Source organism: Herminiimonas fonticola (assembly GCF_040395855.1).
GTDB lineage: Bacteria > Pseudomonadota > Gammaproteobacteria > Burkholderiales > Burkholderiaceae_D > Oxalicibacterium > Oxalicibacterium fonticola_A.
This window is the reverse complement of sequence record NZ_JBEBPO010000004.1, coordinates 1-23,429: the sequence shown is the minus strand read 5'-3', so window position 1 is coordinate 23,429 and position 23,429 is coordinate 1. Positions and strand designations below refer to the sequence as shown.

The window sequence follows — 23,429 nt, the reverse complement described above, 5'->3', positions numbered from 1 at the left end:
CAGCAATGAGTTCGCACTACGAAACTTATAAGGGATGGAGCGTGTCCGTACAGGTGTCGGCGCATTTGTCGCGTATAGATACCGATCGCAAGGCTGCCGATTACATCCCGCGCGTCGTGATCACCGAGCACAGGGGAAATGCATTCAAGGACAAGGAAATTGCGGACGGTCATTCATATCCGACACCGGAGAAATGCATTGAACATGGCATCATCACTGCACGCGCATACATAGATCGCGGAGTGTCGTTGATGTGATTTGATGCTGCATGCCAGGAAGATTGTTCTTCGCGCTTGAAAACAGGCAGGTATTCATAAAGGAGCTGTCATGAGCAAAATGAGCGGTGAGAAAGCATCCCAACTGGCCATAGATCTGATTGAAGAACAATTGCAAATATTGCCGGTTGCAATTGCGATGATATGGCAGCCGACTGATACCAGTGGCGTGGAGACGAATCTGGTCGCCAGCGTGCTGCGCCGAACAAGCAAATTATCCAAGACTGGTTCTGGCGGGAATATTGCAGCTTCCTATGCGGATGCCAATCCGGCACTGGATTTTTGTGCTGCGCATCAGGCCTTGCACGCAGATCCATTGCAGAAGACACGTTATTTACGTGTAGTGATAAGTAATGCATTGCTGGCAGTCGGTGCATTTTTTAAAGAACATGACATGGCTGCAATGCGTACTCCGGAAGTGCAGTTTCTGGGGCATGTCTATACGGCCATCCTCAATGAAAATACCTTCGACATCGCTCCCGGTTATCTTCCCGTCGCCACTTTTGACGGCCTGGTCATTGACGGAAAATTGAACGGTACGCTGTTATTCGGCGATGGCGTGACGGAAGGTTTCATGGAGTTCGGCGATGCGCTTGCGCTGCTGCACTGGTTTTCGCGTTTTCTGCGCGGAGAGAAAAATTTCGTTTCCGGCGGCGATGCAGGTTGAGGCCTGCTGCAGATAGCGAATTCCTGCAGCAGAGGATCTTAATAAACGGGAATTAAAACATCTCCGGATGCCATCTTGAAGTTATTGGGATCGCCTGGATCGGGCTCCAGATAGTCCGCTTCATCGGTCACGTAGCACTCATTGCCGGGAAGGGCGTTGGAGGGCATTAATTTGATGACTGTGCAGGTTTCACCTGTGGTCTGATTTTTAAATTGACCGATAACGGACGTGCTTGACATGGATGCTCCTGAAATGACATTGCGCCAGGGATTTGATTGCCAGCGATTACATAACAATGCATATGGGATGACAATCCCATAAACATGGGGGCGTGATGGCTCGCTGTCCTGCAGAGAACTTTCCGCATCGGATATGCCTGTTTTGCATATCTTCTTTTGCGTTGAATAAAAATTTTCTTCTTCACGTACCTTTGCGCATACCCGGTCGTTGCCGCGAGTCTTTTATCCGGACATGTTAGGATGAACTCGACTATGAGGAGAGGCGTCATGCCATCGGAAACAATGGGGCTGTACGAGGTCGAATATTCTGCCGTGCCGGCTGCAGATGGCAAAGCCTGGGTCGCCCATGTTGCGATTTACGGTCACTCGAACAATCCCATGCACAGGAACTGTCTGTTCCCCGATCAGCGCGTATCGCTGGAAGCTGTTTTTCCGACCAGCGCGGAGGCGGAAGCGGAAGCACGCAGAGTGGCGGTCGAGATGCTGGAATCCAGCAGCAGTCATTCCCGTGCGCAATAGGCAGGCACATCTCCGCGCTGAACCTTTTGCATTCTGCAGCATCTGTTGTATGTCCGGATGGAATTGCCGCACAAGGCGATATGAACAAGTCGATGTCGCACATGTCGGCGCGGCAGTATCCGGACAACGTCCGTAAGGAGGCTAGCATGAGCAGAACACCAGTTGCGGTCTACCATGGCTATGAAATTTTCACGGTGGTCGTGCCTGTCGATGGCGGGTTGTGGTCTGCTACCGGCGAGATAGAAATCAATGGTGCCGATGGCATCGATATATCGCAGGGATTCGGCGGCCCTTGTCAGGGCCACACCAGAGAAGAAGCACAAGCCTTGGTTATCGCCGATACGAAACGGAAAATAGACGATTTGCTGGCCGAACCATGACGGCGATGGGCGGCATGAAACAGTATGTTGCCGTTCCATGCAATGAGTGCGGCCATCGTCCCGATGCGTGCAGCATATAAGTACATGCGTACTTGGAGCGGACAATTCCTGTCGGGTGGTTTATAGTCTCAGGCATTATTGCCCTTGCCTGATTATGACCGATCCACATACCGTTACTGCTCTTACTGAACCGCTGATCCAGATCGGCATGTCGCTGCCGGAAATCAAATGGCCGTATCTGGTCAGCCTGACGCGTCTGAGTCTGGCGCTGGCACTGGGTTTGTTGATCGGCCTGGAACGCGAGCGGCGCGGCAAGGAAGCCGGCCTGCGCACATTTTCCCTGATTGCATTGCTCGGTGCGATGGGTGGCACACTGGGCGATAACTACGCCTATCTGATTCTTTTTCTGACCGGCATCCTGACAGTCTTCCTGAATATCCAGCGTCTGCGCACCAATGACAGCAGTGAGCTGACTACATCGGCGGCAATGCTGATCACTTGTGTGGCCGGTATTCTGTGCGGCAAAGGCCATACGGCTACGCCGGCCTCAATCATCGTGATTGTTACCGCGCTGCTGGCATGGAAAGACAGGTTGAGCGGTTTCAGCCTCGGGCTGACTGAAAATGAAATGCGCTCGGCTCTGTTGCTGGCAATTCTTGCGATCGTTATTTATCCGGCCTTGCCGATTGGCGCCATCGGCCCGTGGAATCTGATTGAGCCGCGTGCCGCCTGGGTGACGGTGATCCTGATTGCCGGTATCGGTTTCGTCAACTACGTGCTGTGGAAAATGTATGGCACGCGCGGCATTGTGATGGCCGGTTTTCTCGGTGGCCTGGTCAACAGCAGCGTGACGGTAAGCGAACTGGCATCGCGTGCGAAGGACAATCAGCGCGATACCGTCAGTGCCGCATATCGCGGGATTTTGCTGGCGACGGCGGCAATGATTATTCGCAATGGCGCACTGCTCCTGATACTCGCGCCAAGCGTTGCGCTGACCGCCACGATCCCCTTTGCGCTGATGTTGCTGATTAATGCAGGCTGGTTTTTCTTCGATGCCAATGCGCGGCAGAAAACGACAGAGGATAGTTCCCAGCCAGTCGATCTGCCACTGCCGTTTGCCCTTGGCGCTGCATTGAAATACGGCCTTTTATTTCTGATTTTGCATATCGCCGGTGTGATTGCCCAGCAAAGCATGGGTGAAGGGGGCTTCTACGCAGTTAGTCTGATAGGTGGTGTGGTATCCAGTGCCAGTGCCGTTGCGGCTGCTGCCAGCCTGGTCACTGGCGGATCGATACCGGCGCATATTGCTTCGACCGGAGCGGTGATTGCCTCGCTGGCCAGCGTATTGATCAACCTGCCGCTGGTGCTGCGTGCACATAACCGGTCACTGACATTGAGACTGACGATCGCGATGATGTCTATTTCCGTGGTGGGAATAATGGGGGCTTTTCTTGCCAAGCCGCTGCTTTCATTTGCAATGACAGAATTCCCGGTGTTAATGCAGTTCAACTGAAAACATATAGCCGCGTGATGAGCCATGCATCGTTATATGTATTGGCAGCTATGTAAATAATAAATCGGTCGTTTGGAGTTTTGTTGCAGAGCGCTATAGTGATTGCGTCTCCTCCAACTTCTCAAGTATTGGATTTAGCCCGCTTCCGCAAGGAGGACGGGCTTTTTTTTTCAGCTGACTTGATCTGTTATTGCAAGGAAGTAAGGGGGTATGGGAGCTGAAAAGAGGTATGAGCGTGAGTTGCCATTTTGTCAGTGTGATCTCACAAGCGAATGGGATAAGCGCTGATTTTTTTGACGCCATGATGCTGTCATGCTCAAAGCTCGGAAATCTTGATGAGGGGAATACCCATGGCACAAGTCTCGCATGTACGCATACCGTCTGTCGGCCATCATGTCATTACTTCCAACACGATTGCAGCGCTGCAAACAAAAGACAGTGCACATACAGTGGGTAGTTGCCGCTTGACTGCACCCAAAGCACTGGCCGGATTGTATGGGCACAGCCCCAAACACAATAGCCTGCTCGCGGGTTTGCCGGCGGCCGATTATGAGCGTTTGCTGCCGCATCTGGAGTTTGTCGACATGCCTTTCGGCAGCACGATTTGCGAAGCCGGCGAGCAGATGCAGTATGCCTATTTTCTGACCGGCAGTATTATTTCCTTGCTGTATGAAACAGCCGATGGTGCATCCTCTGAAACCGCAGTGATCGGTTACGAAGGGATGGTTGGCGTAGATATCGTGATGGGTGGCGGCGCATCGCTTAATCGTGCGTTCGTCAAAAGCGCTGGTTACGCATTTCGTATCAAGGCTTCGGTGCTGAAGGAAGAGTTTGCACGGGGTGGTGCCTTGCAAGCCTTGTTGCTGCGTTTTACCCAGGCCTTGTTTACGCAAATGGCGCATACCGTCGCCTGCAATCGTCATCACACCATCGTCCAGCAATTGTGCCGCTGGCTGTTATTGAGCCTGGATCGCCTGCCATCGAACAAAATCAGCATGACGCAGGATCTGATCGCCAATATGCTGGGTGTAAGGCGCGAAAGCGTCACGGAGGCGGCGCGTAAATTGCAGGATGAAGGTTTGATTCGCTACAGTCGCGGACAAATCACGGTGGTGAATCGTAGCGGTCTCGAAGCGCAGATTTGCGAATGCTACACCAGCCTTACCAGGGAGTATGAAGGCTTGCTGGTGGCGCATCGCTGAGTCGCTCTTACACTCTTGAAAATAAAAAAAGCCGCTGAAACGATCAGCGGCTTTTTCATGTGATGCGAGAGATTGCTATGCGGCCAAAGCGATATCGCGATTGACTGCGCTCAATACGGCACGCAGCGAAGCGGTAACGATGTTGCCGTCTATGCCGACGCCAAACCGTGTCGTGCCATTATTCACGCGCAGCTCAACATAGCTGGCGGCATTGGCATTGGCGCCGGCCCCGATCGCATGCTCGTGAAAATCCATCAGCCTGATATCCATACCCAAGGCATTGATGAAGGCATCGATAGGTCCGTTGCCTGCGCCTTGCAATGTGACCGGCTTGCCGTCCTTCTCCAGTTCTACCTGGATGCGTGTTTCGGTGTTGCCTTGCGAGTCATCGATATGGTGGCTGCGATATTGATAAGGCGTCACGGCATTCAGATATTCATTATTGAAAATCGTGTGAATATCGTTGGCCGCCACTTCGCCGCCGGTCTCGTCGGTGATGCGCTGCACGGCACGGCTGAACTCGATCTGCAGGCGGCGCGGCAATACCAGGCCGTATTCCTGTTCCAGCAAATAGGTCATGCCGCCTTTGCCGGACTGGCTGTTGACGCGTATGACCGCATCGTAGCTGCGACCGAGATCGGCTGGATCAACCGGCATGTAAGGCACTTCCCAGATCGCGTCCGGCTGCTGCTTTGCAAAACCCTTCTTGATCGCATCCTGATGCGAGCCGGAAAAAGCCGTGTACACCAGATCGCCGACATACGGATGGCGTGGATGTACCGGAATCTGGTTGCATTCTTCCACGCATTGGCGGACTGCATCGATATCCGAAAAATCCAGCCCGGGGCTGATCCCTTGCGAGTACAGATTGAGTGCCAGTGTGACCAGATCGACGTTGCCGGTGCGTTCGCCATTGCCGAACAAACAGCCTTCGACGCGATCGGCGCCCGCCATCACAGCCAGTTCCGCCGCTGCTACCGCGCAGCCTCTATCGTTGTGCGGGTGCACGCTGATCAGGATGGAATCACGACGTTCGAGATTGCGGTGCATCCATTCGACCTGATCGGCATACACATTGGGTGTGCTGGCTTCTACCGTGCCGGGCAGATTGAAGATCATCTTGCGTTCAGGCGTCGGCTGCCACGCTGCAGAAACCGCATCGCATATTTCCTTGGAAAATTCGAGTTCGGTCATGCTGAATGCTTCCGGCGAATACTGGAATATCCATTCCGTTTCCGGATGCGCATTGGTCAGTTCACGTACCAGCTTGGCACCCGCCACCGCCATTGCTTTCACTTCGTCGCGCGACATATTGAAGACAATGCGGCGGAATGCAGGCGCAGTGGCGTTGTACAGGTGGATGATGGCGCGGCGCGCACCGACTGCCGATTCGACGGTGCGGCGTATCAGGTCTTCGCGTGCCGGTGTCAGCACTTCGATAGTCACGTCGTCCGGAATGCGCTTTTCTTCTATCAGGCGGCGGACGAAATCAAAATCGGTTTGCGAAGCGGAAGGGAAGGCGACTTCGATTTCCTTCAAGCCTATCTTCACCAGCATGTCGAAAAAACGCAGTTTCTTTTCGTGGTTCATCGGCTCGATCAGCGATTGATTGCCGTCGCGCAGATCGGTGCTCATCCAGATCGGCGCTTTGCTGATGACTTGATTTGGCCAGCTGCGGTCGGTGAGGCGTACGGGTGGAAAGGCGCGGTATTTTTGTTCCGGGTTAGTCAACATCATGATGGTTTTTCCTTGCTTGCTGAATAGGGGGATTCGGTGTGGCGGAAGGCTACCTGACTTGCCACGCAACGCTAGGCCAGGTAACCGATCGGTAGCAGTAGCAGAGCGCGAGCATGGGCCATCGCGGCGGACAATACGCCAGCGTTCAACTTTGCAGGAATGGCCTTGATATGCATTTTTCGGGTGAAACCTTGGTGTTTGATTGGGGTGCCAGTGAATTAAAACCGGCGGGTACAGCAGTGCGCGACGATCAGTTTAGTCGTAGCGATAGGTGTAGCGCTGCTAGCAGGGAGCTGGCAGTGTACGAAATGCGGGAGTGGAATGGTGTGGCAAACATGCAGCTACTTTAGGCGATGGCGACGGCGCTTGTCAAGTTTCAGCCCTATGGCTAATGGCATTGTTCGGGCAACAGTGTACGAATATTGAAACATTTGTTCTTTCATCATCTTTGAGTTGGATATCAGCAGTGTTGATTCCTTGGCATATCCGGACGCGATATCGAGTGCATATTGAGTCTCGCCTGCAAATAACGGTATCAAAATTGGCGCCAACGGCGAGACCTATGCAATATATCCGCCGAAGTAAGCAATAAGTAGCGATTCTTGCGTAATCCCGGGCTGAAGAGCGCGCAAATCCTTTAAAATAGCGGCCTACTCCGGGATTACTTATGTCTATTTCAACTACCCAAGAAATCGTTGCAGAATTGCGTGCCGGCCGTATGGTCATACTGGTCGATGAAGAAGATCGTGAAAACGAAGGCGATCTGGTGCTGGCGGCCGAGTTCGTGACGCCGGAAGCCATCAATTTCATGGCCAAATTCGGTCGCGGCCTGGTCTGCCTGACGCTGACGGAAGAGCGTTGCGATCAGCTTGCGCTGACGATGATGACATCGCGTAACGGCACCTCGTACGGCACCAATTTCACCGTGTCGATAGAAGCGGCCGAAGGTGTGACGACCGGGATTTCTGCCGCCGACCGCGCCAAGACCATACAAGTCGCCGTGGCCAAGAATGCCAAGCCGTCCGACATTGTGCAGCCAGGTCATATTTTCCCGCTGAAAGCGCAAAAGGGCGGTGTGCTGATGCGCGCCGGTCATACCGAAGCAGGCTGCGATTTTGCTGAATTGGCCGGTTTGACGCCGGCTGCCGTGATTTGCGAAATCATGAAGGACGACGGCACCATGGCGCGCCTGCCGGATTTGATCGAATTCGCCAAGGAACACGCATTAAAGATAGGTACCATTGCCGATCTGATTCACTATCGCAGCCAGCACGAAAGCATCGTCGATCGCGTGGATGAACGCACGATGGAAACGGTGTACGGCACTTTCCACGCCGTGCTGTATCGCGACAAACCTAGCGGTGGCGCGCATCTGGCACTGGTGCATGGCGATATTGTGCCGGATCAGGAAACGCTGGTGCGCGTGCATCAACCGGTTTCCATCCTCGATTTGCTGGAAACGCGCGCGACTACGCATTCATGGAATATGGCTTCGGCGATCGCGGCCATCAAGCAGGCCGAACGCGGTGTAATGGTGTTGCTCAATTGCGAAGAGTCGGCCGAAGAATTGTTTTCGCAGTTTGCGGCACTGACGCATCCTGGCAGCCTGCCACAGCAACGCGCGGCACGCATGGATTTGCGTAACTATGGTATCGGTGCGCAAATTCTGAAAGACCTGTCGGTCGGCAAAATGAAGCTGCTGGCCAATCCGCGCAAAATGCCGTCGATGACAGGTTTCAACCTGGAAGTAACCGGATATCGTGCGACGCCGGAAAGTTGATCGTTCGTTCAAATTTTCGGGCTTGAGCAATCACTCGGCAGAGACTGCTATTAAATAAGATCAATGTAGAGCGCGCTTGGCGCATGAAGGAAATACCATGACAGTTGGAACCTATGAAATGAATTTGGCAGGAGAAGGTTTGCGCATCGGCATCGTGCAGGCGCGTTTCAACCAGGATGTGTGCCACGGCTTGCTATCAGCCTGTCTGGCCGAGTTGAAACATCTGGGCGTGGTCGATGAGGATATCCTGCATGTAACGGTTCCGGGTGCGCTGGAAATCCCGCTGGCCTTGCGCAAAATGGCGGAAACCCTGCAATTCGATGCGCTGATCGCGATCGGCGCTGTGATCCGCGGCGAGACTTATCACTTTGAACTGGTGTCGAATGAATCCGGCGCCGGCATCACACGTGTCGGTCTCGACTTCGGCCTGCCGATTGCCAATGCCGTATTGACCACCGATACCGATGAGCAGGCTGAAGTGCGTATGGAAGAGAAGGGCACCGATGCGGCACGCGTCGCGATTGAAATGGCGAACCTGACGATCGCGCTGGAAGATCTGGCCGACGCTGGTGATGACGCCGACGACGAAGACGATTGAGGCGACGATGCATTTGTATCGCTGGCCTGATTGCGGTCAGCGTTTTTTAATTTGTTGTTTAACTTTTTATGCGTGCTTTGAAATGAAGTGCGCCGTTTGTGAGCCATGACCCAAAAAACCGACCACGCCAATCCGAGCAAAAACCGTACGCCGCGTCATCGCGCGCGCGAATTTGCCTTGCAGGGCCTGTATCAATGGCTGTTGAATAATGAAGATGTGCGCACGATAGAAAACCATATCCGTCAGGCCCACGGTTTCGACAAGGCTGACGCCGAGCATTTCGATGCGCTGCTGTACGGCACTGTCAAACAGGTCAGCGAGTTGCGCGCTGGCCTGGCGCCGCTGATCGACAGGGAAATTTCGGCACTGTCGCCGGTGGAGCATGCGGCTTTGCTGATCGGCGCTTTCGAGCTGAAAAACCATATCGAAATTCCGTACAAGGTCGTCATCAACGAAGCAGTCGAATTGACGAAATCCTTTGGCGGCATAGACGGTCACAAGTACGTCAATGGCGTGCTGGATAAGTTTGCAGCTGGCGTGCGCGAGCCGGAAATCAACGCCGGACGCAAGGGCTAAGCTGCCCGTTTACCGTATTCTTTCCTTTTGAAGGAATGAGCAGTCATTACATCGTCGCCACCTTGTTCCGCTTGCATCGGATTTTGCCCGATACGGATCAGGTGGCGGTTTTCATTGGGGAATTCCCTTGTCTTCGCATCTGACTCAACTCGCTTCCCGTCTGGATAACATCGCGCCGTTTCATGTCATGGAGCTGGCCAAGATGGCGGCCGAACTGGAGCGGCAAGGGCGCCACATCATCCACATGGGCATAGGCGAGCCGGATTTTACCGCCGCGCCATCCGTATTGGCCGCCGCTGCGCAAGCCATGGCAGACGGCAAGATGCAATACACGTCGGCTACCGGCTTGCCGGAACTGCGTGCCGCGATTGCTGCGCATTATCGTGACAGGTATGGCGTTGACGTTGCTCCTTCACGCATCGTCATAACGGCCGGCGCCTCGGGCGCATTATTGCTGGCTTGCGCTGCGCTGGTGGAGAAAGGCGCGGAAGTGCTGATGTCCGATCCATCGTATCCGTGCAACCGGCATTTCGTCGCCGCCTTCGATGGCAGCGCGAAGATGATTGCCAGCGGCCCCGAACACAGGTTCCAGCTTTCGGCCGACATGGTGCGACAAAACTGGGGTGAGCAAACACGTGGCGTACTGCTGGCTTCGCCATCGAATCCGACCGGCACTTCGATAGACGAAGACGAATTGCGCAAAATCGTTGAGGTTGTACGGGGCAAGCAGGGCTTCACCATCGTCGACGAGATTTATCACGGCTTGCGTTATGACGCGGCGCCGTTTTCCGCGCTGTCGCTGGGCGACGATGTGATCGTGATCAACAGTTTTTCCAAATATTTCAACATGACAGGCTGGCGCCTGGGCTGGCTGGTGGTGCCGGAGGCTCTGGTGCAGCCTGTCGAGAAGCTGGCGCAAAACCTGTTCATCTGCGCCTCCAGTCTGGCGCAACATGCAGGGCTGGCCTGTTTTGCGCCGGAAGCAATGGCCGTGTACGAGGCGCGCAAGGCGGAATTTAAACGCCGCCGCGACTATATCGTGCCGGCACTGGAAGAACTGGGATTCAAGGTGCCGGTAATGCCCGATGGTGCATTTTATGTTTATGCCGATTGCAGCGCCTTGTCAGATGATGCCGACAAGCTGACGATTGCGATGCTGAATGAAGCGGGCGTGGTAATGGTTCCGGGGCTGGATTTCGGGCCCTCCACCGCGCATCAGTATGTACGCATATCGTATGCAACCTCGATGGAGAATCTGCAGGAGGCGATTGCGCGACTACGGATCTTTTTGCGTCAGCGGACCTAGTTGGCAGTGCAGCAAGTTCGTGCATTGCAGCATGAAGGAGGTGCGGGATTTTATGCCGGATTCTACGGCCATCAAATGAAGGGATCATCAATGAATCAATGGCTTATCCTCATGGGAGCAATTGTTGCCGAAGTCGTTGCCACCTCTGCCTTGAAGGCGAGCAATGGATTTTCCAGACTGACGCCATCGGTCATCACGGTCCTGGGATATGCCATTGCCTTCTATTTGCTGGCGCTGACATTGCGCACTATTCCGGTCGGCATCGCATATGCAATATGGTCTGGAGTAGGAACAGTTCTGATCGCTCTGGCAGCATGGATGCTGTATGGGCAAAAGCTGGATTTTCCTGCCGTGATCGGCATGGCTTTGATTGTTGCAGGCGTGATTGTTTTGAACGTTTTTTCAAAAAGTTCGGCACATTAGGTGATGGTCGGTTTTGCCTGACTGTTCAAGCTGCGTGACTCGGGTCGGTTTTCCATGAGGCTTGCCGGCGAGTTGGGCAGCAAATGAAGACAAGAAAAAAAAGGAGCCGGAGGCTCCTTTTTTGTAATGCTGATTGCTTGTTACAGCGCAGTGTATGGTTCGCTGCCAGAGTTCTTTTCGCGTGTCCGGTCTTCCAATGCAGTCTTTTCCGATGTCGCATTAGGAATCGGCTGGATGCGTGGCTGGATGCGACTTGCCATAGTGGCAAATGCCGATACGCGCTTGCCGCTTGCGACGGCTTTCAGTCTGTCGTATTCACCGAGGACCTTGGCACCGTAACCGGCATCCGTATCCATGGCAGCAGCGCCCACATAGCGTTTCAGGCCGGCTTCTACCGAACCGCCGCGCGCCACGTACTCTTTCAGGATCAATGAGCCGACCTTGATGTTGGCGACGGGATTCAATGCAGCCTTGGTGCCGCCCATGTCAGCAAATTTGTCGTGATGTACTTTCGACATGACTTGCATCAGGCCTTGCGCACCAACCGGGCTTTCGGCAAACGGATTGAAGCGCGATTCGATTGCCATTACCGCCAGAATCAGCAGCGGGTCGAAATTGATTTCCTTGCCGGTCAGATAGGCAGCCGAGACCAGCATATTGGTTGCATCGTTGGCAACGCGGTAGCGCTTGGAAATCCATTGCGTCACGCGTTGTTGCTGCAAGTCGGTGCCCATCATGGCATTGTTGCCGGTCGTGGCGGTTTTCAATGCAGCTTCCGGTTCTGCTGCATCTGTTGCCGCTTCTTCCATCAGGTTTGCCATTTCCGGCATCTCTTGCGGGACGGTCGAGGCAACGGCTTCGCTGAAGGGCGACAAAGCCTGGATGCGGTCAGCGATCTCGGGCTTGAAGAACATCAGAGCCAGCGTTGCAATGGCGGTCAAGCCCAGTGCCATCATTGCCTGGCGCGCTGTCGCGACCAGACGGTTGGTGGAATCGCGCATGGCGATCGACGTTGCGATCGCCTGCCGAGCCGATTGGTTGGCGACCTGTCGCATCGCCGTGGTAATTCGATTTAACATACAAACTCCTGGATTGACGCGGCAAGTAAAAGGCTCCACTACAAGAAACGAATCCATGTAGAACCCTGCACATGCCGTGAATCAGAGAAATCGCTTGCTGTCGCGCGTCGCGTACGGCAAACGTCGGAGTTGATTACTTATAGGGCGCGCATCGTATGCGGCATGCCCTTGGCAAACAACTTTTTCGGGGAGAAGGCGGAAGCCTTTTGAAAACACTCCTAAAATGTCATGTGGGACCCCGATCCCGTGAAATGAAGAGAGTTTCTTTTCTGCCCGGTTTGGTGTTCAAATACGGGCCTGCTCTTCAAGTTGCGCGAATTGTAGGAGCCCGTTTATATCAAGTCAATACTATAAAAATGAATTTCTATTACTTTTAAATCTCATTATTTTCTCTTGATTTTGATAAAAACCAATGAAATCAATAACTTGACTGTTTTGTTTAAATAATCGAGTCCACTGCACAAAACGGCGAAAAACATATGAAATATTCTGATCTGCGAGACTTCATTTCCCAATTGCAACAAATGGGCGAACTTAAACGTATAAACGTGCCAGTTTCGCCGTATTTGGAGATGACGGAGATCTGCGACCGTACTTTGCGCGCCCAAGGTCCGGCACTGCTATTCGAGCAACCGAGCGGCCATAATATTCCCGTGCTTGGTAATCTGTTCGGTACACCGCAGCGCGTAGCGCTGGGTATGGGGGCGACCGACGTCAGCGAATTGCGCAAAATCGGTCATGTACTGGCGATGCTGAAAGAGCCGGAGCCGCCTAAAGGTTTCAAGGACATGCTGGGCCTCGGTTCGCTGGTGAAGTCGCTGTGGGATATGGCACCCAAGGAGCGCAGCAGCGCGCCATGCCAGGATATCGTTTGGGAAGGCAACGATGTTGATCTGGCGCGTCTGCCGATTCAGCACTGCTGGCCGGGCGATATCGCCCCTCTTATTACCTGGGGTTTGGTGATTACCAAAGGTCCGCACAAGAAGCGGCAGAATCTGGGTATATATAGACAGCAGGTAATCGGTCGCAATAAAGTCATCATGCGCTGGCTGGCGCAACGCGGTGGCGCGCTGGACTTCCGCGAGCACAGTATTGTTAACAAGGGCAAGCCATACCCGATCGCGGTTGCGCTCGGTGCCGACCCCGCTACTATATTAGGAGCGGTGACACCGGTGCCGGATAGTTTGTCGGAATATCAGTTTGCCGGTTTGTTGCGCGGCAGCCGCACCGAACTGGTCAAGGCGATCGGCAGCGAACTGCGGGTGCCGGCCTCGGCCGAGATCGTGCTGGAAGGACATATCTATCCGGACGAATCGCATCCGTCCGGTTACGAGCATGCGCTGGAAGGACCTTACGGTGATCATACCGGCTATTACAACGAGCAGGATTCCTTTCCGGTCTTCACGATAGACCGCATCACGATGCGGCGTGATCCGATTTATCACTCTACGTATACAGGCAAGCCGCCGGATGAACCGGCCGTGCTGGGCGTGGCGCTGAATGAAGTATTCATCCCGTTGCTGCAAAAGCAGTTTTCGGAAATCCTGGATTTCTATCTGCCGCCGGAAGGCTGCAGTTACCGGATGGCAGTCGTGCAAATGAAGAAGGCCTATCCGGGCCATGCCAAGCGGGTCATGTTTGGGGTCTGGAGCTTTTTGCGTCAGTTCATGTATACCAAGTTCATTATTGTGGTGGATGAGGACGTGAACATCCGTGACTGGAAGGAAGTGATCTGGGCGATTACGACGCGCGTCGATCCGACCCGCGACACGACCCTGGTTGATAACACGCCTATCGATTATCTGGATTTTGCGTCGCCGGTCAGTGGCCTGGGCAGCAAAATGGGCATAGACGCCACCAATAAATGGCCGGGTGAAACCAGTCGCGAATGGGGTACGACCATCGCCATGACACCGGAAGTAAAGAAGCGCGTCGATCAGATCTGGCAGGAGCTGGGAATTTGAACTGCCGGTCGGCGCAATATTTTATTTGCCAGGCCGGTAAAGGCTCGCATTAAAAATCGCACTCCGTCCGGCTGCCGTTTCATTGTGCGTGAACGTTGCCGGATGGATTTTCAGAGGAGAAAGCAGGCAATTCCTGCAGCGCATTTTCTTCTTTGCTGTTAGAATTCGTGTCGGCGGGCCCCTGCGCATTGTGGCATGGCCAACCTGGTCAGGTCGGGAACGAAGCAGCCACAGCCATTTCCTGCAAGTGCCGTAGACAAGGCTCGCCTCTTTACCGTCTGTATTCTTTTATATAGACGCCTTCTTTTTTCATCCGCCTATTCAGGCAATCTGCCGTTTTGAAATAATCGACAGAAATTAATCCGGCAGCAGCCTGTTTTTCATTTTGCGCATGACTTGCGTCGCGTCGCTTATCTCGCTGAGCGATAGCCCCTGCATCATTTCCGCGCGCAGTTCTTTCGATAGTTTCTCGATAATCTTCAGTTGCTCATTTGCCTTGGGCGTCAATACTGCGTATTTGCGTCGCTTGTCGCTGGCGAGGGTCGTGCGCTGTATCCACTCTTTTTCTTCCAGAATATCCAGCAGGCGCACCAGGGTCGGACTTTCAATTCCCAGTTTGCGTGCGAGATCGCGTTGCATCAGACCTTGTGGGTGCCGGTGCAACTGTACCAATACCTGACGGGTCGAAAGATTCAGGCCAAAGGGTTTGAGTCGCTGGTTCATCTGGTAACGCCATGCGCGCGAAATATCGCCTATCGTTTGCCCGAGCTCAAGTTGATAATCGGCTAAATCGCCTTGATGGTCTGCAGTCATTTCTGTCACGCTGTTGTGATGGGTGATATTTGGCATGTTAAGCTAGCAGTTAGTATAGCTAACGGATTGATGCTTGGTAACGTTAGCGTTTTGCGAAAAGTCTTTTTGATGCATTGCTGTCTTCCCTGGCATCCCACCGTACAACCAGTTCACATAAGCATTCAACATGCAACAAACAAGAAAATATCTATTGATAGGTGCAGGTATCGTTGTACTTGGCGCAATCGCTTATTTTGGTTTGCGCGACACAAGCGATCGCAACAAAAAGCCGGATAACGTGCAGATCGTCAAAACCGCTCTGGCCGAACAGAAAACCATTGCGATCAAGGTATTTGCGAATGGTTATGTAACGGCGATCAATACGGTTGATGTGCGACCCAAGGTGCAGAACATCGTGCGTACCATTCATGTCAAGGAAGGGCAGTTTGTCAAAGCCGGACAACTGTTGTTTACGCTGGATGAGCGCAGCGATCAATCGAATGTAGCGAAAGCGCGCGCCGAACTGGCTGCCGGACAATCGGATCTGGCTGATGCGGAGTTGACGCTCAAGCGCAATGAAGATTTGCTGAGCAGGAATTTTGTCTCGCAGGCAGTCGTCGATACGGCGCGCAACAAGGTCGCGGCCCTGCGCAATACGACCAGGGCGAATCAGGCGATTGCGGAGTCGAGCAGCATTGCGCTCAGCGACAATCGTATTGAAGCCAGTATTTCCGGCCGCATCGGAATAATCAGCGTGCACCCCGGCAGTCTGGCGCAACCGTCGGGTGAGGCGATGGTGACTATCTCGCAGCTGGACCCGATTGCGGTCAGTTTTACCTTGCCGGAGCGTGAGCTGGCAAATATTACCGCTACTTATCCTCAGGGCAATGCACCCGTGACTGCACAACTTCCAGGCCAGCCGGAGCTGATAGGCAAGTTGATTTTTATCGATAATGCTGCGGATACCCAAAGCGGCACGATACGGATGAAGGCGCAATTCGACAACGCCACACAAAAATTATGGCCAGGCAGTTTTGTGAATGTGAGCCTGGTTTCGCGCAATGTATCGCATGCGGTGCTGGTGCCGGCGCAGGCTGTCGTGACCGGGCCGATCGATAAATTCATTTATGTGGTGCAGCCCGATGACACAGTCAAGGAACAAAAGGTCGATGTCGTGGCAATCGAAGAAGGACAAGCTGCCGTAACCGGCCTGAATGCAGGTGCACGCGTGGTGGTGGAGGGCACGCAGAATCTGCGGCCGGGCAGCAAAATCAGCGAGGCCAGGGAAAAATCGGCGACTCCTGAGAAGAGCCCGCCCGGTGCATCTGCCTACTAGCATGCTTATACGCGAGACCATTTCAGCGTCGTGCGATGGCGGCTTGCCGTACCAAATTGATCAACGCAGTGCCACGTCCAGACTGATTACCCTGTGAATATTTCCGAACTTTGCATACGCCGGCCGGTGATGACCGTGCTGCTGTCGATCGCGGTGGTTGTGGTCGGTTTCTTCTGTTATTTCAAGTTGCCGATTGCGGCCTTGCCAAGCTACGACACGCCGGTGATCAACGTGACCGCCTCGCTGCCCGGTGCCAGCCCGGAAGTGATGGCATCGTCGGTGGCCACGCCGCTGGAAAAACAGTTTTCCACCATTGCCGGCGTCGCCACCATCAGTTCCAGCAGTACGCTGGGCAATACCTCGATCGTGCTGGAGTTTGACCAGAATCGCGACATCGATGCTGCCGCAGTGGATGTGCAGGCCGCGCTGCTGCGTGCACAGCGCGGCTTGCCGGAAGAGATGAATGATTTGCCGGCATATCGCAAGGTCAATCCTGCCGATGCGGCGATCCTGCTGCTGGCTCTGACATCGCCGTCGCTCTCCCTGTCCGAGCTGAACGACTATGCAGAAAACCTGATCTCGCCATCCCTGTCGACGATAGAAGGCGTGGCACAGGTGCAGGTTTACGGGCAGCGGCGTTACGCAGTGCGGATCAAGGTCAAGCCAAGCGAACTTGCTGCGCGCAACATGACGCTGGATGAAATTGCTGCTTCGATCCGCGCCGCGAATGCCAACTCGCCGGTTGGCGTACTGGACGGCCCGCGCCAGACGCTGACGCTGCAGGCCAACAAGCAGTTGCAGAATGCCGAAGCGTTCGGCAATCTGGTGATCGGCAGTACCAACGGTCAGACCACGCGCCTGAAGGATGTGGCGACGGTGGAAGACAGTGTTGAAGCGACCAAAAGCGGCAGCTGGGTAAACGGCAAGCCGTCCATTGTGCTGGCTGTACAGCGGCAGCCGAATGCCAATACGGTGGCGGTGGTGGATGCAGTCAAGCACACCTTGCCGCAGTTTCAATCGCAGATGCCGGCCTCGATAGATTTGCAGGTTTTGAATGATCGTTCGGTATCGATACGCGAGGCCATACACGACGTCAAGCTCACGCTGCTGCTGACGATCTTGCTGGTGGTGCTGGTAATTTTCCTGTTCCTGAAACGCATGACGGCAACGGCGATTCCGGTGCTGTCGCTGCCGATCTCGCTGGTCGGTTGTTGTGCGCTGATGTACTGGCTGGGTTTCAGTCTGGACAACGTATCCCTGCTGGGCATTACCATCGCGGTCGGGCTGGTGGTCGACGATGCGATCGTGATGCTGGAAAATATCGTGCGGCACATCGAAGACGGCATGGAGCCTTTGGCCGCGGCGCTGAAGGGTTCGCGTGAAGTCAGTTTCACGATCATCTCGATTTCGATTTCCCTGGTAGCGGTATTCATCCCCATCTTTTTCATGCCGGGCGTAATCGGTTTGCTGCTGCATGAATTTGCCGCTGTGGTGTCGCTGGCGGTTCTGGTATCCGCCGTCATGTCGCTGACGCTGGTGCCCATGCTGTGCAGCCGTTTTTTGAAGCATGAGCAGGTCGGGCATGAAAACGATCCTGCGCAGCCGCAGGAAAGCTGGCTCATTCGCTCATTTGAAAAAGTTTTCAATCGCGTACTGGCCAGCTATACGCATGCGCTTGACTGGTCGCTCGCCCATCGCACGACGATGCTGCTGCTGGCAGCGGGAACCTTCGTATTGACGGCCTATCTTTTCATCACGATCCCGAAGGGTTTTTTTCCTACCGAGGATATCGGCCAGATCAGTGTCACGATAGAAGGACCGCAGGATGCCTCGTATCCGACCATGGTGAACCTGGTAACTGCCGTCGGCACCATCATCCAGAACGATCCGAATGTAGAGACCGCGACGATGCGCACGCGCGACAGCAATGTCGGCAATATGTTTGTCGGTCTGAAGCCGCGCGCCAAGCGTGAGCCCATGGATGCAGTCTTGCGCGGCTTGCGCGCCAAGGTGAAGTCTGTGCCCGGCGTGACGGTTTATCTGACGCCGGTGCAGAATCTGCGGCTGGGCGGACGTACGTCCAAGAGCCAGTTCCAGTATGTGCTGCAAAGCGTGCGTGCAGACGAGTTGAATGTATGGGCCGAGAAGATGCAGGCGCAGATGCGCGCCGATGGTGCCTTCATCGATGTCACCAGCGATTCGCAACTGAAGGGCTTGCAGGCCGTGGTGGATATCAACCGCGACCGGGCCAATGAAGCGGGTGTCGGTATCGCCGATATTCGCACGGCGCTTTATAGTGCCTATGGCGATCGCCAGGTCTCGACTATTTATACCAGCAGCAACAGCTACTCGGTGATTCTGCTGGACGAAAGCGTCGGCCAGCAGGATGAGTCCGATCTCAGCAAGATTTATCTGCGCAGCAAGAGCGGTGTGCTGGTGCCGCTGTTGAGCGTGGCGACAGTCAAGCGTACGGCAGGGCCGATATCGGTCAATCACCAGGGGCAATTGCAGGCGATTACGATTTCTTTCAATCTTGCACCGGGTATTCCGCTGGGCGATGCGACCAGAAAAGTCGATCAGATCAAGGACGCCATCAGTCTGCCGAGCAGTATCGTCACCAACTATGCCGGCGATGCTGCAGTATTCCAGTCGTCGCAAGCCAGCCAGATTGCACTGGTGGTGCTGGCGCTGGTGGTGATCTATATCCTGCTGGGCGTGCTGTATGAAAGTTACATCCATCCGGTGACGATTCTGGCCGGTCTGCCATCGGCCGCAGTCGGCGCCTTGCTGACTTTGCGCATCTTTGGTTTCGAGCTGACGATGATTGCGATGATCGGTATTCTGCTGCTGATCGGGCTGGTGAAAAAGAACGCGATCATGATGATCGATTTCGCACTGGCGGCGCAGCGCGAGCAAGGGTTGACTCCGCTGGAGGCGATACGCACGGCCTGTATTCTGCGCTTCCGCCCCATCATGATGACGACGCTGGCAGCAGCATTCGGCGCACTGCCGATTGCACTTGGTTTGGGGGCCGGCGCCGAACTGCGTCAGCCGCTGGGTCTGGCTGTAGTCGGCGGCTTGATGGTGTCGCAGGTGATTACCTTGCTGATCACGCCGGTGATTTATCTATTCCTTGATCGCTTCAGCGGCGATGGGCCCTTGCAGATCACACCGGAACAGGAACTGGCTGCGCGCTAAACCGGATCAAGCCGGCCAGGCGCGCGCCAGCATATCGTGCTGCAAGGCCGCCGCGGGCAGAGTGCCAAAGACGCGACCGCATTCTGCATCGATGCGGCTGGCGATGAAGGCTTCGGCAACGCTTGCCGGTGCGTGTTGCAGCATCAGGCTTGCCTGTGCCGCCAGCACCAGACGCTGCGCAAAGCGACGTGCCTGCATTTCCTGCTGTGGTGGTGGCAGGGCCAGATCGCTGCGCAAGGTAGCGACCAGCGCGCGCAAACCTGCATGCGTGCCTGCAGTGTCGTGCAAGTCCTGCAGCAGCAAGGCAAAACCTTCTGTTTCCCTTTCGATGGCGCGCAATACATCCAGGCACATTACATTACCCGAACCTTCCCAGATTGAATTGACCGGCGCTTCACGATACATGCGCGCCATCGGCGCGTTTTCTATATAGCCGTTGCCGCCCCAGACTTCCATGCATTCGCCGCTGAATTCCAGCGTGCGCTTGCAGATCCAGAACTTGGCTGCCGGTGTGAGTATGCGCCGCCATGCGCGCTCCAGCAGATCGTCGGGAGTATCCCGCGAGGCATCGGCGGCGCGCGCCAGTCGCAGCATCAGCAAGGTAGCGGCTTCGCTTTCCAGCGCCAGATCGGACAAGACGTTGCGCATCAGCGGCTGCTCTGCCAATGGATGACCGAATGCGTTACGGTGCCGCGCATGATGTATCGCCTGCACCAGTGCGTTGCGCATCAGGCCGGCGCTGCCGATCACGCAATCGAGTCGCGTGTGATTGGCCATTTCGATGATGGTTGGTATGCCGCGTCCTTCTTCGCCTACCATCACGCCGCAGGCATCCTGGAATTCAACTTCGCTGCTGGAGTTGGAGCGATTGCCCAGCTTGTCTTTCAGTCTCTGTATCAGCACCGCGTTCCTGCTGCCGTCAGGGCGCCAGCGCGGTACGAAGAAGCATGACAGGCCGATTTCCGTGCGTGCCAGCACCAGATGCGCATCGCACATCGGTGCGGAAAAAAACCATTTGTGACCGGTCAGTGCGTACTCGGCGCCGCGTCCGCTGCCATGGACAGCACGGGCGACGGTAGTATTGCTGCGCACATCGGAGCCGCCCTGTTTTTCCGTCATGCCCATGCCGATCAGCATCGAATGCTTTTGCGCCCACGGCAGGTCGCGCGGATCGTGTTCGCGTGCAAACAGTTTTGCTTCCAGTGCCGCAAACAGCGCCGGCTCCTGCTGCAACAGCGGGATAGCGGCAAAGGTCATCGTGGTGGGGCACAGCGAACCCGATTCGACCTGCGCCTGCAAATAATATGTCGCCGTGCGCGCGACGTGTACGCCTGTGCGCGCCTGCGACCACGGCATTGCATGCAGGTTTTCGCGCCGCTGCATGGCAAGCAGCTGATGCCAGCTCGGATGAAATTCAACGGTATCGATGCGATGCCCGACACGGTCGTGCGTATGCAATTCCGGCAGGTGATGATTGGCGAGTTGTCCCAGCTGCAAGGTTTGCCGCATGCCGAGTTCGGCGCCGTAGCGGATCAGGTCTTGCTCGTGCCAGCCGGCCTGCTCGCGCTGTACGCCGGCGACCAATGCAAGATCGGTGGTGTACAGATTATAGTCATGCAGATCCGGTGCCTGATTGCTGACCTCGTGTGTCGGCCATTGCATGCGAATTCCTTTGTTTTTCAATGCTGAAACTGCTGAAAGACTGCGGATGAGTAAGCTTGTGATGAGTGAGTCTATAACGATGCGCTGCCGGATGCCATGTTAATGCGAACTGGCATGTTTTGACCTGATTGTTGCCTGTTTTTCGGCTGGATTCTTACCTTGCATGCAAGGAAAACATGAACACTGTAAATCCGGTGCCGTCGTCAGGTAAAATGCGGTTTGCCCTTATTCACGAACGGCCCTATGTCTTATCAAGTTCTCGCCCGTAAATATCGTCCGAAAAGCTTCGACACGCTGGTCGGGCAGGAGCACGTCGTGCGGGCCCTGACGCATGCGCTGGATAACAAGCGCTTGCATCATGCCTACCTGTTCACCGGTACGCGCGGCGTCGGCAAGACCACGCTGTCGCGCATTCTGGCCAAATCGTTCAATTGCATAGGTACTGACGGTAACGGCGACATCACGGCAACGCCGTGCGGCGTGTGCGAAGCCTGCGTGGCGATCGATGCCGGCCGCTTTGTCGACTATATCGAGATGGATGCCGCGTCGAATCGCGGCGTCGATGAAATGGCGCAGTTGCTGGAGCAGGCGGTGTACGCACCGTCGAATGCACGCTTCAAGGTCTACATGATCGATGAGGTGCACATGCTCACCAACCATGCGTTCAACTCGATGCTGAAGACGCTGGAAGAGCCGCCAGAACATGTCAAATTTATTCTGGCAACGACCGATCCGCAAAAAATCCCGGTCACTGTTTTATCGCGTTGCCTGCAGTTCAATCTGAAACAAATGCCGCCTGGTCATATCGTCGCGCACCTGGACGACATTCTCGGTCAGGAACAAATCGAATTTGAAACGCCTGCCTTGCGCTTGCTGGCGCAAGGTGCGCACGGTTCCATGCGTGATGCGCTGTCGCTGACCGATCAGGCAATTGCCTACGCTGCCGGTAAAGTCACGCTGGACGCGGTGCAGGGCATGCTGGGTGCGCTGGATCAATCATTCCTGATTCGCCTGCTCGATGCACTGGCGCAAAAAGATGGTGCAGGTTTGCTGGCTGTGGCAGATGAAATGGCAACACGCAGCCTGTCGTACAACGCAGCCCTGCAGGATCTGGGTTCGCTGTTGCATCGCATCGCACTGGCGCAAACGGTACCTGCTGCGCTGCCTGATGATTTGCCGGAGCGTGACGATGTGCTGCGCCTGGCAGCATTGTTCGATGCCGAAGAGATACAGTTGTTTTATCAGATCGCCGTGCATGGCCGCAATGACTTGGGCCTGGCGCCGGATGAATATGCCGGTTTTTCGATGACCTTGTTGCGCATGCTGGCTTTCCGCCCGGGTTTCGGTCCGGCAGAGGCCCAGGTCAGTGTGCCGGCAACACCAGTGGCGGCCCGGCCATCTGCGCCTGTCGCAGCGACACCGGCCGCACGCTTGAGCGCAGCACCGCAGGCAGTGACGAATAGCGCGCCGGTTGCACGACCCGCCGGCCTGAGTCCGGCCATGGCAGCGTTGCAAGCCGCCCGTTCCGGTGGCAAAGCGGCAGCGTCGCCTGCGGCTGCTCCTGTACCTGCACCGGCCGCACGTGCGCCGGCTCAGATGCCGGTGCAGACACCTGTGGCAGCCGAAAAATCCGTCGCCATTGATCTACCGCCGGCACCGCCGTGGGATGATGAAGTGCCATTCGGAGGCAGTGACGCCAACGATGCTTTTTCCAGCCCTGCGGCTCAAAAAAAAACTGAAGCGCAATCCGAGCCGGTAGCAAGGCCGTCGGCACCCATTGTTGAGGCGACGCAATCGCAATCACCAATGCCAGCGCCGCAAGCTGTTCCATCCCGTCCTTTTGCACTGCACCCGGCGCCATCCCTGAACTGGGACGGCAACTGGCCGTTGCTGGCCGCATCCTTGCCGGTGCGCGGCGTGGCGCAGCAACTGGCGCAGCAGAGCGAATTGCTCAAATGCGCGCCAGGTGCGGACAGCAGCCAGATCCAGTTTGATTTACTGGTCGCAGTGGACACCCTGCTGGCTGCCGGCAGCGTAGAAAAACTGACTGTTGCGCTGTCCGAACATTTCGGCCAGACGGTGCGGGTACAAACCAAAGTCGGTGCAGTTGAACATACGGCCAATGCAGCCGCAATTGCCGATCGTGCAGAACGGCAGAGCGAAGCGGAACAGGCGATGCGGGA

General features: G+C 55.3%; 20 protein-coding genes and 1 other RNA gene. 16 read left to right on the top strand and 5 right to left on the bottom strand.

The annotated features are described in order from the left end of the window. Positions 1-5: 5 nt before the first annotated feature. Positions 6-257 (top strand): hypothetical protein, encoded by a 252-nt coding sequence (locus ABWP27_RS01325; RefSeq protein WP_353152625.1) that lies wholly within the window; start codon positions 6-8, stop codon positions 255-257. 70 nt (positions 258-327) lie between these two features. Then, entirely contained in the window at positions 328-942 is a 615-nt protein-coding gene (locus tag ABWP27_RS01320; protein ID WP_353152623.1) for a hypothetical protein, read from the top strand. A gap of 38 nt (positions 943-980) precedes the next feature. On the opposite strand, the gene ABWP27_RS01315 is transcribed toward ABWP27_RS01320, so the two are convergent. Continuing rightward, positions 981-1,181 (bottom strand): hypothetical protein, encoded by a 201-nt coding sequence (locus tag ABWP27_RS01315; RefSeq protein ID WP_353152621.1) that lies wholly within the window; start codon positions 1,179-1,181, stop codon positions 981-983. Positions 1,182-1,448: 267 nt separating this feature from the next. Between ABWP27_RS01315 and ABWP27_RS01310 the strand changes: the two genes are divergently transcribed. From ABWP27_RS01310 to ABWP27_RS01295, 4 genes are all read left to right on the top strand, one after another. Next, complete coding sequence (locus tag ABWP27_RS01310; RefSeq protein ID WP_353152619.1) at positions 1,449-1,700, top strand: hypothetical protein; 252 nt, start codon at positions 1,449-1,451, stop codon at positions 1,698-1,700. A gap of 146 nt (positions 1,701-1,846) precedes the next feature. Then, a complete protein-coding gene (locus ABWP27_RS01305) occupies positions 1,847-2,080 on the top strand; it encodes a hypothetical protein (RefSeq protein WP_353152617.1) in 234 nt (77 codons plus the stop codon). A gap of 154 nt (positions 2,081-2,234) precedes the next feature. Beyond that, a complete protein-coding gene (locus ABWP27_RS01300) occupies positions 2,235-3,593 on the top strand; it encodes an MgtC/SapB family protein (RefSeq protein ID WP_353152615.1) in 1,359 nt (452 codons plus the stop codon). A 350-nt stretch (positions 3,594-3,943) separates the two neighbouring features. Continuing rightward, entirely contained in the window at positions 3,944-4,795 is an 852-nt protein-coding gene (locus tag ABWP27_RS01295) for a Crp/Fnr family transcriptional regulator (RefSeq protein WP_353152613.1), read from the top strand. 75 nt (positions 4,796-4,870) lie between these two features. On the opposite strand, the gene leuA is transcribed toward ABWP27_RS01295, so the two are convergent. Beyond that, positions 4,871-6,532: a 2-isopropylmalate synthase gene (gene leuA / locus ABWP27_RS01290; RefSeq protein ID WP_353152611.1), complete on the bottom strand. Its 1,662-nt coding sequence runs from the start codon at positions 6,530-6,532 to the stop codon at positions 4,871-4,873. 667 nt (positions 6,533-7,199) lie between these two features. Here leuA and ribBA point away from each other — a divergent pair. The 5 genes from ribBA to ABWP27_RS01265 all read left to right on the top strand — a co-directional run bounded on the left by ribBA (position 7,200) and on the right by ABWP27_RS01265 (position 11,215). Beyond that, complete coding sequence (ribBA, locus tag ABWP27_RS01285) at positions 7,200-8,312, top strand: bifunctional 3,4-dihydroxy-2-butanone-4-phosphate synthase/GTP cyclohydrolase II (protein ID WP_353152609.1); 1,113 nt, start codon at positions 7,200-7,202, stop codon at positions 8,310-8,312. 97 nt (positions 8,313-8,409) lie between these two features. Next, positions 8,410-8,910 carry a 6,7-dimethyl-8-ribityllumazine synthase gene (ribH, locus tag ABWP27_RS01280; RefSeq protein ID WP_353152607.1) on the top strand — a complete coding sequence of 167 codons (501 nt, stop codon included), beginning with the start codon at positions 8,410-8,412 and terminating at the stop codon, positions 8,908-8,910. A 105-nt stretch (positions 8,911-9,015) separates the two neighbouring features. Further along, the gene (nusB, locus tag ABWP27_RS01275) at positions 9,016-9,486 is read left to right on the top strand and encodes a transcription antitermination factor NusB (RefSeq protein ID WP_353152605.1); all 471 of its coding nucleotides are present in this window, start codon (positions 9,016-9,018) and stop codon (positions 9,484-9,486) included. 127 nt (positions 9,487-9,613) lie between these two features. Then, positions 9,614-10,792, top strand: a complete 1,179-nt coding sequence (locus tag ABWP27_RS01270) for a pyridoxal phosphate-dependent aminotransferase (protein WP_353152603.1) — start codon at positions 9,614-9,616, stop codon at positions 10,790-10,792. Between the two features lie 90 nt (positions 10,793-10,882). Continuing rightward, positions 10,883-11,215, top strand: a complete 333-nt coding sequence (locus ABWP27_RS01265; RefSeq protein WP_502905304.1) for an SMR family transporter — start codon at positions 10,883-10,885, stop codon at positions 11,213-11,215. Positions 11,216-11,355: 140 nt separating this feature from the next. Here the strand turns inward: ABWP27_RS01265 and ABWP27_RS01260 are convergent, their stop codons facing one another. Then, a complete protein-coding gene (locus tag ABWP27_RS01260; protein ID WP_353152601.1) occupies positions 11,356-12,294 on the bottom strand; it encodes a transglycosylase SLT domain-containing protein in 939 nt (312 codons plus the stop codon). A 479-nt stretch (positions 12,295-12,773) separates the two neighbouring features. On the opposite strand from ABWP27_RS01260, the gene ubiD reads away from it, so the two are divergent. After that, complete coding sequence (gene ubiD / locus ABWP27_RS01255) at positions 12,774-14,258, top strand: 4-hydroxy-3-polyprenylbenzoate decarboxylase (RefSeq protein WP_353152599.1); 1,485 nt, start codon at positions 12,774-12,776, stop codon at positions 14,256-14,258. A gap of 172 nt (positions 14,259-14,430) precedes the next feature. Then, positions 14,431-14,529: signal recognition particle sRNA small type (ffs, locus tag ABWP27_RS01250), an RNA gene on the top strand. 86 nt (positions 14,530-14,615) lie between these two features. Here ffs and ABWP27_RS01245 read toward each other — a convergent pair. Then, positions 14,616-15,107, bottom strand: a complete 492-nt coding sequence (locus tag ABWP27_RS01245) for a MarR family winged helix-turn-helix transcriptional regulator (protein ID WP_353152597.1) — start codon at positions 15,105-15,107, stop codon at positions 14,616-14,618. Between the two features lie 130 nt (positions 15,108-15,237). On the opposite strand from ABWP27_RS01245, the gene ABWP27_RS01240 reads away from it, so the two are divergent. Both ABWP27_RS01240 and ABWP27_RS01235 read left to right on the top strand, forming a co-directional pair. After that, on the top strand, positions 15,238-16,386 hold the full coding sequence (locus ABWP27_RS01240; RefSeq protein WP_353152595.1) for an efflux RND transporter periplasmic adaptor subunit: 1,149 nt from the start codon (positions 15,238-15,240) through the stop codon (positions 16,384-16,386). Between the two features lie 93 nt (positions 16,387-16,479). Continuing rightward, a complete protein-coding gene (locus tag ABWP27_RS01235) occupies positions 16,480-19,584 on the top strand; it encodes an efflux RND transporter permease subunit (RefSeq protein ID WP_353152593.1) in 3,105 nt (1,034 codons plus the stop codon). 6 nt (positions 19,585-19,590) lie between these two features. On the opposite strand, the gene ABWP27_RS01230 is transcribed toward ABWP27_RS01235, so the two are convergent. Then, the gene (locus ABWP27_RS01230) at positions 19,591-21,246 is read right to left on the bottom strand and encodes an isovaleryl-CoA dehydrogenase (RefSeq protein WP_353152591.1); all 1,656 of its coding nucleotides are present in this window, start codon (positions 21,244-21,246) and stop codon (positions 19,591-19,593) included. Between the two features lie 243 nt (positions 21,247-21,489). Here ABWP27_RS01230 and ABWP27_RS01225 point away from each other — a divergent pair. Beyond that, positions 21,490-23,429, top strand: a 1,940-nt coding sequence (locus ABWP27_RS01225) for a DNA polymerase III subunit gamma/tau (RefSeq protein WP_353152589.1), incomplete at its 3' end; no start/stop codon positions are given.